This is a genomic window from Spirillospora sp. NPDC000708 (assembly GCF_040299565.1).
Classification (GTDB): Bacteria; Actinomycetota; Actinomycetes; order Streptosporangiales; family Streptosporangiaceae; genus Spirillospora.
This window is the reverse complement of the sequence record NZ_JBEPCJ010000123.1, coordinates 10118-22673: the sequence shown is the minus strand read 5'-3', so window position 1 is coordinate 22673 and position 12556 is coordinate 10118. Positions and strand designations below refer to the sequence as shown.

Genomic DNA, 12556 nt, shown 5'->3' with positions numbered 1-12556 from the left:
GCGCCGCCCCCCCCCCGCCCGCGGGCGCGGGGCCCCCCCCGCGGTGGGGGTTTCCCCCCCCCCCCGGCCCGGCGCGCCGCCCCGGGGGCCCCCCACGACACGGCGGACACAAGGGATGCAGTACACTTGGGGTTCGGCGCGCGTTGTGGCGCGTCCGGACCAGCACCGCGAGGCCCGTCCGGGGCTCGTCCGGTGCGCCCCCCGCCGATCCGGTGGGGAACAGCAGAGAGCGCCGGGGTTCCGCCCTGGCGTGCCGCCCTCGGCCCGGTGCCGGGGGTAGGCCCTCATCCGGGGGCTGGTGTAAGCCACGCGTGGGACCGGTTCAGTCCGGAAGCGCGCGCAGACGAGAGGTTTCCGCGGTGTACGCGATTGTCCGCGCAGGCGGCCGGCAGGAGAAGGTGGCCGTCGACGACGTGCTGACCGTCGACAAGCTGGCCGGTGACGTCGGCTCGACCGTCAAGCTTCAGGCCCTGCTGGTCGTGGACGGCGACAACGTCGTCAGCAAGGCGGCCGACCTCGCCGGGTACGAGGTGACCGCCGAGATCCTCGGCGCGGTCAAGGGCCCGAAGATCAACATCATGCACTACCGGAACAAGACCGGTTACAAGCGGCGGATGGGTCACCGTCAGCCGTACACCGAGGTCAAGATCACCGGTATCAACTCCGGGAAGTAAGGGAGAGCGGTCACATGGCACACAAGAAGGGCGCATCGTCCAGCCGTAACGGTCGCGACTCCAACGCCCAGCGCCTCGGCGTGAAGCGGTTCGGCGGCCAGGTCGTCAACGCCGGCGAGATCATCGTCCGCCAGCGCGGCACCCACTTCCACCCCGGCCCCGGCGTCGGGCGCGGCGGCGACGACACGCTGTTCGCGCTGGTCGCGGGCGCGGTGCAGTTCGGCCGGTACCGCGGCCGCAACGCCGTGAGCATCGTCCCGCCGGCGGAGTAGTCCGCCTGCATCAGACGTTTTCCAAGGGGCGGACCGCTGAAGGTCCGCCCCTTTGCCCTGTTCATGGGCGCCCCGTCCATGGGGCGAGCGCCCTGGTCGAGGGCCGACACCGAGGAGGATCCACCGTGGCCGCTGGAGCGGGTTCGGGCGCGCAGTTCGTCGACCGGGTGGTGCTGCACGTCGCCGCGGGGAACGGCGGCAACGGCTGCGCGTCGATCCACCGGGAGAAGTTCAAGCCGCTGGGCGGCCCGGACGGGGCGAACGGCGGGCGCGGCGGCAGCGTCGTCCTCGTCGTGGACTCCAACGCGGCGAGCCTGCTGGAGTACCACCGGCGGCCGCACCGCAAGGCGGCGAACGGGCGTCCCGGGCAGGGCGGGCACCGGACGGGCGCGGACGGCGCGGACGTCGTGCTGCCCGTCCCGGACGGCACCGTCGTCAAGGAGGGCGACACGATCCTCGCGGACCTGGTCGGCGAGGGCACCCGGTTCGTCATCGCGCGCGGCGGCCAGGGCGGGCTCGGCAACGCGGCGCTCGCGACCGCCAAGCGCAAGGCGCCCGGGTTCGCGCTGCTCGGCGAGCCGGGCGAGGAGCGCGACGTGGTGCTGGAGCTGAAGAGCGTCGCGGACGTGGCGCTCGTCGGCTTCCCGAGCGCCGGGAAGTCGTCGCTGATCGCGGCGCTGTCGGCGGCCAAGCCGAAGATCGCCGACTACCCGTTCACCACGCTGATCCCGAACCTCGGGGTGGTGAGCGCGGGGGACACCGCGTTCACCGTCGCGGACGTCCCGGGCCTGATCGAGGGCGCCAGCGAGGGCCGCGGCCTCGGCCTGGAGTTCCTCCGCCACATCGAGCGGTCCTCGACGCTCGCGCACGTGCTGGACTGCGCGACGCCGGAGCCGGGCCGCGACCCGGTCAGCGACTTCGAGGTCATCGAGCGCGAGCTGCAGGCGTACGACCGCGTCCTCGGCGACCGGCCGCTGTCGGACCGGCCCCGCATCGTCGTGCTGAACAAGGTGGACGTGCCGGACGCCCGCGACCTCGCCGAGCTGGTCCGCCCCGAGTTCGAGGCGCGCGGGCTGAAGGTGTTCGAGGTGTCCGCGGCGTCCCACGAGGGGCTGCGGGAGCTGTCGTTCGCGATGGCGGCGATGGTCGAGGAGCACCGGGCGTCGCTGCCGCCGGCGGAGCCGACCCGGATCGTGATCCGGCCGGAGCCGGTCGGCGGGGACGTCGACTTCGAGGTGAAGGACCTCGGCGACAACACCTACCTGATCACCGGGGCGAAGCCGGTGCGGTGGCTGCGGCAGACCGACTTCGCCAACGAGGAGGCCGTCGGCTACCTCGCGGACCGCCTGGCGCGGCTCGGCGTGGAGCAGGCGCTGGCCGACGCGGGCGCGAGCGCCGGCGCGACCGTGCTGATCGGCACTGCGGACGACTCGATCGTGTTCGACTGGGAGCCGGAGATCGTCGCCGGCGAGGTCGCGGCGGGCCCGCGCGGCACCGACCGCCGCCTGGACGGCCACCGCTAGGTTCCCACCCCCCGGAGGAGAGAGGCCCGATGAGCGAGCGCGAGGCGATCGCGAAGGCGCGCCGGATCGTGGTGAAGGCGGGTTCGTCGTCGCTCACCACCCCGCAGGGCACGATCGACGCGAACCGCATCGACGCGCTGGTGGACGTGCTCGCCGCGCGCCGCGCCGACGGCGCCGAGATCGTGTTCGTGTCGTCCGGCGCGATCGCGGCGGGCCTCGGCCCGCTCGGGCTGACCCGGCGGCCGCGCGACCTCGCGACGCAGCAGGCGGCGGCGAGCGTCGGGCAGGGCCTGCTGTTCGCCCGCTACACCTCCTCGTTCGCCCGGTACGGGGTGACGGTCGGGCAGGTGCTGCTGACCGCGGACGACATGATCCGCCGGTCGCACCACCGCAACGCGCAGCGCACCCTGGAGCAGCTGATCACGCTCGGGATCCTGCCGATCGTGAACGAGAACGACACCGTCGCGACCGACGAGATCCGGTTCGGCGACAACGACCGGCTCGCCGCGCTGGTCGCGCATCTGACCCGCGCGGACGCGGTCGTCCTGCTGTCGGACGTCGACGCGCTCTACACCGGCGATCCGCGGCGCCCCGGCGTCCGCCCCATCGCCGACGTGCGCGGCCCGGCGGACCTCGCGGAGGTCGAGCTCGGCGGGTCCGGGCGGGTCGGCACCGGCGGGATGGTCACCAAGGTCGAGGCGGCGCGGATCGCGGGCGTCCCGGTCGTGCTGACGAACGCGGCGTCCGCCGCGCACGCGCTGGCCGGCGACGAGGTCGGCACGCTGTTCCACCCGGCGGACGCCCGCCGGATGTCCACGCGCGACCTGTGGCTCGCGCACGCGACCACCGGCCAGGGCCGGGTCACGCTGGACGCGGGCGCCGTGGACGCGGTGGTGCGGCGCCGCAAGTCGCTGCTGCCCGCCGGGGTGACGGGCGTCGAGGGCGACTTCGCCGCGGGCGACCCCGTCGACCTGTGCGACCCGGAGGGGCGGGTCGTGGCGCGCGGGCTGGTGCACTACGACGCGTCCGAGATCCCCGAGCTGATGGGCCGCTCGACCCGCTGGCTGGCGCGCGAGCTGGGCGCCGAGTACGAGCGCGAGATCATCCACCGCGACCACTTGGTGGTCCTGACACGGCAGTGAGGAGTTCGCGATGAGCGAGCGCGAGCAGTTCCTGATGGTGGCGCGGCGCGCCCGGGAGGCGGCGGCGGGGCTGGCGCCGCTGCCGCGTGCGGCGAAGGACGCGGCGCTGCGCGCGATCGCGGACGCGCTGGTCGCGGCGGCCCCCGAGATCGTCAAGGCGAACGTGTCGGACGTCGCGCGGGCCCGCGAGAGCGGCACGTCCGAGTACATGATCGACCGGTTGAGCCTGGACGAGGGCCGCATCGCCGGGATCGCCGACGCGGTGCGCGAGGTCGCGGCGCTGCCCGACCCGGTGGGGGAGTCGGTGCGCGGGAGCGTGCTGCCGAACGGGCTGGAGCTGCGGCAGGTCCGGGTGCCGCTCGGCGTCGTCGGGATCATCTACGAGGGCCGACCCAACGTGACCGTGGACGCCGCCGCGCTCTGCCTGAAGAGCGGGAACGTGGCGATGCTGCGCGGCTCGTCGTCGGCGCACGACTCCAACACCGTGCTGGTCCAGGTGATGCAGGCGGCGCTGGCGGGGACGGAGGTGCCGGGGGACGCGGTGCAGCTCGTCCCGGGCACGTCCCGCGAGTCGGTGAAGCACCTGATGCGGGCGCGCGGGCTGGTGGATGTACTGATCCCGCGCGGCGGCGCCTCGCTGATCAACTCGGTGGTGGAGGAGTCGACCGTCCCCGTCATCGAGACGGGCGTCGGGAACTGCGCCGTGTACGTGGACGCGGCCGCCGACGTGGACATGGCGGTCGACATCCTGCTGAACGCCAAGACGCAGCGTCCGTCGGTGTGCAACGCCGCGGAGACGTTCCTGGTGCACGCTGACATCGCCGACGCGTTCGTCCCGCGCGCGCTTGAAGCGCTGAAGCAGGCCGGGGTCACGGTCCACGGCGACGAGCGGATCCGCTCGTACGGCGACGGAGTGGTGGAGGCGACCGAGGACGACTGGTATGCCGAGTACCTGTCGCTGGACATCGCGGGCCGCGTCGTCGACTCGCTGGAGGACGCCGTCGCGCACATCCGCACGTACGGGTCGGGCCACACCGAGGCGATCGTGACGACGTCGCAGCCGGCCGCGAAGCGGTTCGTCGCGCTGGTCGACTCGGCCGCGGTGATGGTGAACGCCTCGACGCGGTTCACCGACGGCGAGGAGTTCGGGTTCGGCGCGGAGATCGGCATCTCGACGCAGAAGCTGCACGCGCGCGGGCCGATGGGGCTGCCGGAGCTGACGTCCACCAAGTACGTCGTCACGGGCGAGGGGCACCTGCGCGGCTGAGCCGCGGGTCCGCCGGGGCCGCCGGGCGCCCGAACCGGTGGCTCCGGCGGAATTGTGACACTGTGACCCTTGATGTCACGTTGCTTGGCATGGTCTGATGCGGCTGTGAATCCTGAGATCAGCCGTCGCCGCGTCCTGAAGGGCGCCGCGCTCGGCGCGGGGATCGCCACCACCGGACTCGCCGCGTTCCCCGCCCGCCCCGCCGCCGCGGCGGCGGCCCCGCTGCGCGGCCCCGCCGCCGGCACCACCCTCGACCGGACGTACCTGCTCGGGAAGGCGGGCGCCGGCGGCTACCGGCCCGTCACCGCCGGGCCGGGCGAACCGCACCTGCTCCGCCGCGACCTCGGCGGCACCGCCTCCCCGAAGCGGGCCGCGACCCGGCGCGGCGTCCTGGCGTTCGGGCAGCTCACCGACGTGCACATCATCGACGCGCAGTCCCCGGCGCGCGTCGAGTTCGCCGACCGGCTCAAGGACGCCGCCGGCATGCTGCCCGTCGAGGGCGCCTACCGGCCGCAGGAGATCCTCACCACCCAGGTCGCCGAGGCGATGGTCCGGGCGATCAACACGGTCGGCCGCGGCCCCGCCACCGGCCTCGGCCTGTCGTTCACCATCAACACCGGCGACGCCGCCGACAACGTCCAGTACAACGAGCTGCGCTGGATCATCGACCTGCTCGACGGCGGCCGGATCCGCCCCGACTCCGGCGACCCGGACCGCTACGAGGGCGTCATGGACCTCGCGTCCTACGACCGCGCTTTCTGGCACCCCGACGGCCCGCCGCCCGGCGCGCAGCCCGACATCCCCATGGCGAAGTACGGGTTCCCGCGCGTCAGGGGCCTGATCGACGCCGCGCGCCGCCCGTTCCAGGCGACCGGCCTGACCATGCCGTGGCTCGCCGCGTTCGGCAACCACGACGGCCTCGTCCAGGGCAACCTGCCCGTCAACCCGATCGTCTCCGGCCTCGCCACCGGCGGCATCAAGATCGGCGCCCCGGCGGACGACGCGCAGGCGGAGCGCCTCGCCCGCATGCTGGAGAAGGCCGACGCCGCCGAACTCGTCCGGCTCAGCCGCGAGCGCGGCGGCGCCGGCGGCCTGTTCCGCCAGGTCACCCCCGACCCGGACCGGCGGATGCTGTCGCGCGCCGAGGTCGTCGCCGAGCACTTCCGGACGACGGCATCGCTGCGCGGCCACGGCTTCACCCAGGCGAACCTCCGCGACGGCACCGCCTACTACGCCTTCGACCGCGGCATCGTCCGCGGGCTCGTCCTCGACACCGTCAACCCGAACGGCTACTCCGAGGGCTCGCTCGACAAGGCGCAGGTCGCATGGCTGGAAGCCCAGCTCAAGGCGGGCAGCAGCCGCTATCTCGCCGCCGACGGCTCCACCGTGCGCCACGCCGCGAAGGACCGGCTGTTCGTCCTGTTCAGCCACCATCCCATCGCCTCGCTGACGAACCCGCTCGGCGGCGGGCGCGTCCTCGGCGACGACGTGGAGGCGCTGCTGCTCCGCTACCCGAACGTCGTGCTGTGGGTGAACGGGCACACGCACCGCAACCAGGTCATCCCGCACGCCCGCCCGTCCGGCGGCGGGTTCTGGGAGGTCAACACCGCCGCGCACATCGACTTCCCGCAGCAGAGCCGCATCGTCGAGATCGCCGACAACCGCGACGGCACCCTGTCGGTCTTCGCGACGGTCCTGGACTCCGCCGGCCCCGCCTCCTACGGCGGGCGGCTCGCCGACCCCGTCCACCTGGCGTCGCTGTCGCGCGAGCTGGCGGGCAACGACTGGCAGGAGCGCGCCGAGCACCGCCGCGGCGAGACCGCCGACCGCAACGTCGAACTCCTCGTCCCCGCACCGTTCTGACGCACGGAAAAGGGCCGCCGTGTCCGTGTCACGGCGGCCCTGGCCTTCCTGCGGCCTGTATTTCCCGCGGCCTGACTACGTCAGGAGTCGTTCCTCTCGAGGGGGGACGACCCCCCGCGCCCCCCGGCCTGACTACGTCAGGAGTCGTTGCGGCGGTTGATCCGGTCGAACAGCCCGCCCGCCGCGCTCGCCGCCGCGTCCGCCATGTCGCGGACCTTGCCGACGAACGGGTCCGCGGTCCGCTCCCACGAGTCCCGGTAGGACTTCGCGGCGTTCTTGATCTCGTCGGTGACCTTGGCGCTGCCGTCGTCGTCGCGGCGCGGGTAGTCGCCCGCGAGGATCCGCTCGTACTCGCCGCTGCGCGCCCACCGGTCGATCTCCGCGAACCGGATGACGGCGAACGGGTGCGACTGCCCGAGCAGGTTCAGGAACTTCAGCAGCCCGTCCCGCACGTCGCCGGCCGCGTCGTACTCGCGGGCCTGCTGCAGGAACGCCTCGCTGCTCATCTCGTGCAGCCGCGTCCCGCCGGCCAGCTTCATGTTGACCCGCTTCGCCGCGTCCAGGTCCTGGCCGGCCAGCAGCCCGGCCCGGTCCGACGACAGCTCCGCCTTCCGGAACCACTCGCGCAGCCCGATGATGATCGCCGCGATGCCGATGTTGCCGAGCGGCAGCCACGCCAGCCGCGACCCGAGCTGCAGCAGGATCTGCATCATCGTCTGGTACACCGCGTGCCCGGACAGGATGTGCCCCACCTCGTGCCCGATGACGAACCGCAGCTCCTCGTCGTCGAGCAGGTCGAGCAGCCCGGTGTTCACCACGATGAACGGGTGGTCGGACCCCAGCGCCATCGCGTTCGGCGTCGGGTCCTGCCGGACGTAGACCTCCGGCACCTCGGGCATGTCGAGGATGTAGCAGGCGTCGCGCACCATGTCGTTCAGGTGGTGGAACTGGTCGTCCCCGACGCGGACCGTCCCGCCGAGGAACATCAGCCGCAGCGACCGCTCGTTGACCAGCCCCGACAGCTTGCGCAGGACGACGTCGAACCCGGACAGCGAGCGCAGCGCGACGAGCGCCGAACGGTCCGCCGGGTGTTCGTAGGCCCGGGAACTGATCCCGGGAAAGCGCGTCCGTGCCCGATCCGGTGTGTTCTCCGTCATGTCTGGCATGGTAGTTCCGACGAACCACTTCGGCGGAGGGTTCCCCGGTGCGGAGCCCGCGTCCGGCTGTGGCCTGCCCGGGAGGCGCGATGTTCGATCCCAGAGCCGAGGCGATGTCGATTGACGAGCGGTCCGCGCTGCAGCGGCACCGGCTCTGGGGGCTGGTCGACCGGCTCGTCGCGGCCGGCGGCGTGCAGGGCGACCGGCTCAAGGAGGCCGGCGTCGCGGGCGGCGCCGACGTGACGCTCGCCGACCTGAGCGGCCTCCCGTTCACCACCAAGCAGGACCTCTGGGACGGCTACCCGTTCGGGATGCTCAGCGTGCCGCGCGACCAGGTCGCCGCCGTGCACGGGTCCAGCGGGACGCGCGGGCGGCCGACGCTCGTCGCCTACACCAAGGCCGACCTCGACCTCTGGGCGGCGATGTGCGCGCGGTCGCTGGCGTGCGCCGGCGCGGAGCCGGGCAGCATCGTGCACAACGCCTACGGGTACGGGCTGTTCACCGGCGGCATCGGCATCCACCAGGGCGCCGTCGCGCTCGGCGCGACCGTCGTGCCGATGTCGGGCGGCATGACCGACCGGCAGGTCCGCATGCTCGCCGACCTGCGCCCCGATATCCTGACCTGCACTCCCGCGTACGCGCTGCGGCTCGGTGAGGCCGTCGCCGAGGCCGGCGTCGAGCTGCCGGCGCTGAAGGCCGGCCTGTTCGGCGCCGAACCGTGGTCCGAGGAGCTGCGCGCGGCGATCGAGGCCGTCCTGCCGATCAAGGCGATGGACGTCTACGGGCTCTCCGAGGTCATCGGGCCCGGCGTCGCCGCCGAGTGCCTCCAGCAGGACGGCCTGCACGTCAACGAGGACCACTTCATCGTCGAGGCCGTCGATCCGTCCACCGGCGAGCCCGTCGAGGACGGCGCGCCCGGCGAGCTCGTCTTCACCACGCCGACGAAGCAGGCGCTGCCGCTGCTGCGCTACCGCACCGGCGACATCGCCTCGCTGACCCGCGGGGAGTGCCCCTGCGGCCGGACCCTCGTCCGGATGAGCAAGGTCATCGGGCGCGCCGACGACATGATCGTGGTCCGCGGGGTCAACGTGTACCCGAGCGAGGTCGAGCGGGTGCTGCTCGGCTCCGGGCTGGTCGGCCCCCACTACCAGATCGTCGTGGACCGGCGCAGTCCCGCCGTCCGGCTGCTCGTGGCCTGCGAGGCGATCTCCGGCGACCCGCGCGAACCCCTCGTCCACGCGCTGCACGAGGCGCTCGGCCTCACCGCCGAGGTCGTCGCCCTTCCCGGCGGGACGGTCCCGCGGGTGGAGGTCGGCAAGGCCGTCCGCGTCGTGTCCTGGGACGGCGGCCGGCCGCCCCTGCCCGGGCTGAGCTGAGCTTCGGCCGGGGCGGACGTTCCGGGCCCCGCCCCGGCTGGCTATTCTCGTCGCCATGACGCAAAAGCGGCGGTTGGGGATCATGGGCGGCACGTTCGACCCGATCCACCACGGGCACCTCGTCGCCGCCAGCGAGGTCGCCCACTTCTACTCGCTCGACGAGGTCGTGTTCGTCCCCACCGGCCTGTCCTCCCACAAGGAGGGCCGCAAGGTCGCCGCCGCCGAGGACCGCTACCTCATGGCCGTCATCGCCACCGCGTCCAACCCGGCGTTCTCGGTCAGCCGCGTCGACATCGACCGGCCCGGACCCACCTACACCGTCGACACCCTCCGCGACATGCGGCAGATCCACGGCCCCGACGCCGAGCTGTTCTTCATCACCGGCGCCGACGCCCTGGAGAAGATGCTCACCTGGCACGACACCGACGAGCTGTTCGAGCTCGCGCACTTCGTCGGCGTCACCCGGCCCGGGCACCGCCTCGCCGACCCGGGGCTGCCCGACGGCAGAGTCTCGCTCATGGAGGTTCCGGCGCTGTCGATCTCCTCCACCGAGTGCCGCGAGCGCGTCCACTCCGGCGAGCCGATCTGGTACCTCGTGCCCGACGGCATCGTCCAGTACATCAACAAGCGCGACCTCTACCGCGCCGACGCCGCCTAGATCGTCCCGGACCGTCCTGACCTGGACCTTCGCCCGGACGATCAGGGTGCCGCGCCGCATACCCTGGAATGGGGACTGGACGCCCGTACCAGCCCGAACACCAACGAACAGGGACGCCGGCCGCCACCCATGAGAAGGTGTTAGCCGAGACGACCCCTACAGGGAGGATCGCGAGCGCATCGTGACCGCATCCGACAGGGCGGCACAGCTGGTCCGGATCGCCGCGGAGGCGGCGGGCGACAAGCTGGCCGACGACATTCTTGCCTACGACGTGAGCGAGCAGCTGGTCATCACCGACGCCTTCGTGCTCTGCTCGGCGCCCAACGACCGCCAGGTCCGCGCCATCGTCGACGAGGTCGAAAAGCGCCTCCGCGAGGAGGCCGACGCCAAGCCCGTCCGGCGCGAGGGCGAGCGCGAGGGCCGCTGGGTCCTCCTCGACTACTCCGACGTCATCGTGCACATCCAGCACGAGGAGGACCGGCTCTTCTACGCCCTCGAACGGCTCTGGAAGGACTGCCCCCTCATCGCGCTGCCCGACAGCGTCAACGCCCACATGGAGCAGCGTGCCCGCGCCGTCGGGAGCGCGAGTGAGTGACGCCCGCCCGACCCGCGAGCCGGGCAAGCGCACCCTGCTGCTGTGGCGGCACGGGCAGACCGCCTGGAACGTCGAGCGCCGCTTCCAGGGCAAGACCGACATCCCCCTGGACGAGACGGGCGTGGCGCAGGCGCAGCGGGCCGCCCGGCTCCTCGCCGGGCTCCGCCCCACCGCCCTGCTCGCCTCACCGCTGCGCAGGGCCGCCGACACGGCCCAGGCGCTCGCCGACATCACCGGGCTCCCCGTCCAGTACGACAAGGACCTGATCGAGCGCGACGGCGGCGCCTGGGAGGGCCTCACCGCCCGCGAGATCCGCGAACGCTACCCCGAGGAGCACGCCGCCTGGCAGCCGCCCGGCGGCGAGACCAGCGCGCAGGTCGCCAAGCGGGTCGGCGCCGCCCTCGAACGCGCCCTGGACGAGCTGCCGCCCACCGGCAGGCTCGTCGTGGCGTCCCACGGCGCCGCCCTGCGCCTCGGCATGTCCCACCTCCTGGGCCTCCCGGAGGAGACCTGGGAGCGCCTCGGCGGCCTGTCCAACTGCTGCTGGTCCGTCATCACCGAGATGCGGGACGGAGGGTGGCGCCTCGCCGAGCACAACGCGGGCACCCTCCCCGAACCCGTCCTCGGCGACGACCGGACCGACAACGGAGCCTGAGACCCAAACGATTCGAGACCCACCCCCGGTGTCCTATACACTGGCGGAGCGCTGCGGGATGAACGTCCACGCAGTCGCGCGGGGCTATGGCGCAGTTGGTAGCGCGCCTCCATGGCATGGAGGAGGTCTGGGGTTCGAATCCCCATAGCTCCACGAGTCGGGCCACCGTGTTCGGCGTCCTTCGGACGCCTTCCCGGTGGCCCGCTGTGTTTTTCGGGGGGGCGACCCCCCGAGCCCCCCGATGTGGGGGCTTCGCCCCCACGCCCCTCACGTCCCGACCCCCGATGTGGGGCTTCGCCCCTACGCGCCGGGTGGGCTCGGTAAAGATCAAACGGACATAGTGGGACGAATGTCCTGGGCGGTCCGGCCGGGATGGTTTCATTCGAGGTATGGGCAGACACCGCAGGGGAGCGAAGCGCGAGGTCACCGTGGCCGACCTCATCAACGAGCTGCGCCGGTTCGATCCGCGGCTGGAGGTCCGGCTGGCGATCGAACCGCGGATGCCGCAGGAGCACGCCGTCGGCATCGTGACGGAGGCCGACGGGATGGTGTGGATCGGCGAGGGCGGCCGCCGCGGATACGCCCCCGACGAGGTCGGCGACCGGCTCGGATGGACCTGACATGCCGGAGTGCGGACCCTTCGCGGTGATCTACCCACGTTGGGCGGGATGCGGGCGCCGTGGGGGCTTCTCTTGGAATTGAGGTGCTGCGCCGGTACCCCGGCGATGCCCGCGGCCCGCTGAGCGCAAAGCCTTGGCCATGGCGGCGGCTACCTTTCGCCGGGCCGCGCTTCGCCGACTCGATCACGCGGGAACACGTCGCGTAGTGGCGATGTGATCGAGATGAGGGTTGTACCTATGCGAAGCCGGATCTCCGGAAGAGGGCTGCTGCCCGCCGTGCTGGCGGCGGCCTCGGTCGTGGCCGTCGCGGCCCCCGCGTCGGCGCAGGAGGCGCCGCCGCCCGGCCCTGCGACCACCACGACGACCACCTCGACGCCCGCCGACAACGGCGACTGCGCCCGCGCCGTCCGCGTCCTGTCGGAGCTGAAGCTGCTCCCGAACACCCCGGACCTGGGCAAGATCCTGTGCTCGGCGAACACCGCCGGCAAGGCCAAGGAGCCCGCGGCGGGCACCGCTCAGGCGCCCGCGACCGGCAACGCGAAGCGGCCGCCCGCCGACAACGCGGCCCGGCCCGCCGCCGAGACCCCGCGGAACACCCAGGAGTACAACCTCCTCGGCCTGCCGGTCGAGTGGCCGAAAAGCCTCACCGTGCACGTCCCGACGGTCAACGACCGCTGGTCCGTGTTCAAGTCGGCCAAGCAGTGACCCCACCGCGGGGGGCGGGGGGGGTGGGCCGGGGGGGGTGGGGGTAGCG

At 73.0% G+C, this 12556-nt stretch carries 13 protein-coding genes and 1 tRNA gene; 13 read left to right on the top strand and 1 reads right to left on the bottom strand.

All coding sequences use genetic code 11. The annotated features are described in order from the left end of the window. Positions 1-359 precede the first annotated feature (359 nt). The 6 genes from rplU (at position 360) to ABT299_RS47435 (ending at position 6741) form a co-directional block, all read left to right on the top strand. Positions 360-674, top strand: a complete 315-nt coding sequence (gene rplU / locus ABT299_RS47460) for a 50S ribosomal protein L21 (RefSeq protein WP_190868380.1) — start codon at positions 360-362, stop codon at positions 672-674. A gap of 14 nt (positions 675-688) precedes the next feature. Further along, complete coding sequence (gene rpmA / locus ABT299_RS47455) at positions 689-946, top strand: 50S ribosomal protein L27 (RefSeq protein ID WP_151544591.1); 258 nt, start codon at positions 689-691, stop codon at positions 944-946. Between the two features lie 125 nt (positions 947-1071). Then, positions 1072-2469, top strand: a complete 1398-nt coding sequence (obgE, locus tag ABT299_RS47450) for a GTPase ObgE (RefSeq protein ID WP_190868379.1) — start codon at positions 1072-1074, stop codon at positions 2467-2469. Positions 2470-2498: 29 nt separating this feature from the next. Next, entirely contained in the window at positions 2499-3611 is a 1113-nt protein-coding gene (proB, locus tag ABT299_RS47445) for a glutamate 5-kinase (RefSeq protein ID WP_500254836.1), read from the top strand. Positions 3612-3621: 10 nt separating this feature from the next. Then, positions 3622-4878 carry a glutamate-5-semialdehyde dehydrogenase gene (locus tag ABT299_RS47440; RefSeq protein ID WP_500254835.1) on the top strand — a complete coding sequence of 419 codons (1257 nt, stop codon included), beginning with the start codon at positions 3622-3624 and terminating at the stop codon, positions 4876-4878. A gap of 105 nt (positions 4879-4983) precedes the next feature. Next, positions 4984-6741: a TIGR03767 family metallophosphoesterase gene (locus ABT299_RS47435; RefSeq protein WP_500254834.1), complete on the top strand. Its 1758-nt coding sequence runs from the start codon at positions 4984-4986 to the stop codon at positions 6739-6741. A 137-nt stretch (positions 6742-6878) separates the two neighbouring features. On the opposite strand, the gene ABT299_RS47430 is transcribed toward ABT299_RS47435, so the two are convergent. Continuing rightward, positions 6879-7898 (bottom strand): M48 family metallopeptidase, encoded by a 1020-nt coding sequence (locus ABT299_RS47430; protein ID WP_500198925.1) that lies wholly within the window; start codon positions 7896-7898, stop codon positions 6879-6881. An 89-nt stretch (positions 7899-7987) separates the two neighbouring features. On the opposite strand from ABT299_RS47430, the gene ABT299_RS47425 reads away from it, so the two are divergent. The 7 genes from ABT299_RS47425 to ABT299_RS47395 all read left to right on the top strand — a co-directional run bounded on the left by ABT299_RS47425 (position 7988) and on the right by ABT299_RS47395 (position 12507). Continuing rightward, positions 7988-9274 carry a phenylacetate--CoA ligase family protein gene (locus ABT299_RS47425; protein WP_500254833.1) on the top strand — a complete coding sequence of 429 codons (1287 nt, stop codon included), beginning with the start codon at positions 7988-7990 and terminating at the stop codon, positions 9272-9274. A 55-nt stretch (positions 9275-9329) separates the two neighbouring features. Next, positions 9330-9932 carry a nicotinate-nucleotide adenylyltransferase gene (nadD, locus tag ABT299_RS47420; protein WP_151598622.1) on the top strand — a complete coding sequence of 201 codons (603 nt, stop codon included), beginning with the start codon at positions 9330-9332 and terminating at the stop codon, positions 9930-9932. A gap of 181 nt (positions 9933-10113) precedes the next feature. After that, positions 10114-10527, top strand: a complete 414-nt coding sequence (gene rsfS, locus ABT299_RS47415; protein ID WP_190868373.1) for a ribosome silencing factor — start codon at positions 10114-10116, stop codon at positions 10525-10527. Then, complete coding sequence (locus ABT299_RS47410; protein WP_387030984.1) at positions 10520-11182, top strand: histidine phosphatase family protein; 663 nt, start codon at positions 10520-10522, stop codon at positions 11180-11182. The genes rsfS and ABT299_RS47410 overlap by 8 nt, the downstream gene beginning before the upstream one ends. An 80-nt stretch (positions 11183-11262) precedes the next feature. Then, positions 11263-11335 (top strand) — tRNA-Ala (locus tag ABT299_RS47405). Between the two features lie 236 nt (positions 11336-11571). Next, the gene (locus tag ABT299_RS47400; RefSeq protein ID WP_190868371.1) at positions 11572-11802 is read left to right on the top strand and encodes a hypothetical protein; all 231 of its coding nucleotides are present in this window, start codon (positions 11572-11574) and stop codon (positions 11800-11802) included. Between the two features lie 237 nt (positions 11803-12039). Beyond that, a complete protein-coding gene (locus ABT299_RS47395) occupies positions 12040-12507 on the top strand; it encodes a hypothetical protein (RefSeq protein ID WP_190868370.1) in 468 nt (155 codons plus the stop codon). Positions 12508-12556: the final 49 nt, after the last annotated feature.

Excerpts from the sequence above, each read along its gene's own strand:
- rpmA (WP_151544591.1), top strand. The coding sequence starts at position 689 with ATGGCACACAAGAAGGGCGCATCGTCCAGCCGTAACGGTCGCGACTCC.
- proB (WP_500254836.1), top strand. The coding sequence starts at position 2,499 with ATGAGCGAGCGCGAGGCGATCGCGAAGGCGCGCCGGATCGTGGTGAAG.
- ABT299_RS47440 (WP_500254835.1), top strand. The coding sequence starts at position 3,622 with ATGAGCGAGCGCGAGCAGTTCCTGATGGTGGCGCGGCGCGCCCGGGAG.
- ABT299_RS47430 (WP_500198925.1), bottom strand. The coding sequence starts at position 7,898 with ATGACGGAGAACACACCGGATCGGGCACGGACGCGCTTTCCCGGGATC.
- ABT299_RS47425 (WP_500254833.1), top strand. The coding sequence starts at position 7,988 with ATGTTCGATCCCAGAGCCGAGGCGATGTCGATTGACGAGCGGTCCGCG.
- nadD (WP_151598622.1), top strand. The coding sequence starts at position 9,330 with ATGACGCAAAAGCGGCGGTTGGGGATCATGGGCGGCACGTTCGACCCG.
- ABT299_RS47400 (WP_190868371.1), top strand. The coding sequence starts at position 11,572 with ATGGGCAGACACCGCAGGGGAGCGAAGCGCGAGGTCACCGTGGCCGAC.
- ABT299_RS47395 (WP_190868370.1), top strand. The coding sequence starts at position 12,040 with ATGCGAAGCCGGATCTCCGGAAGAGGGCTGCTGCCCGCCGTGCTGGCG.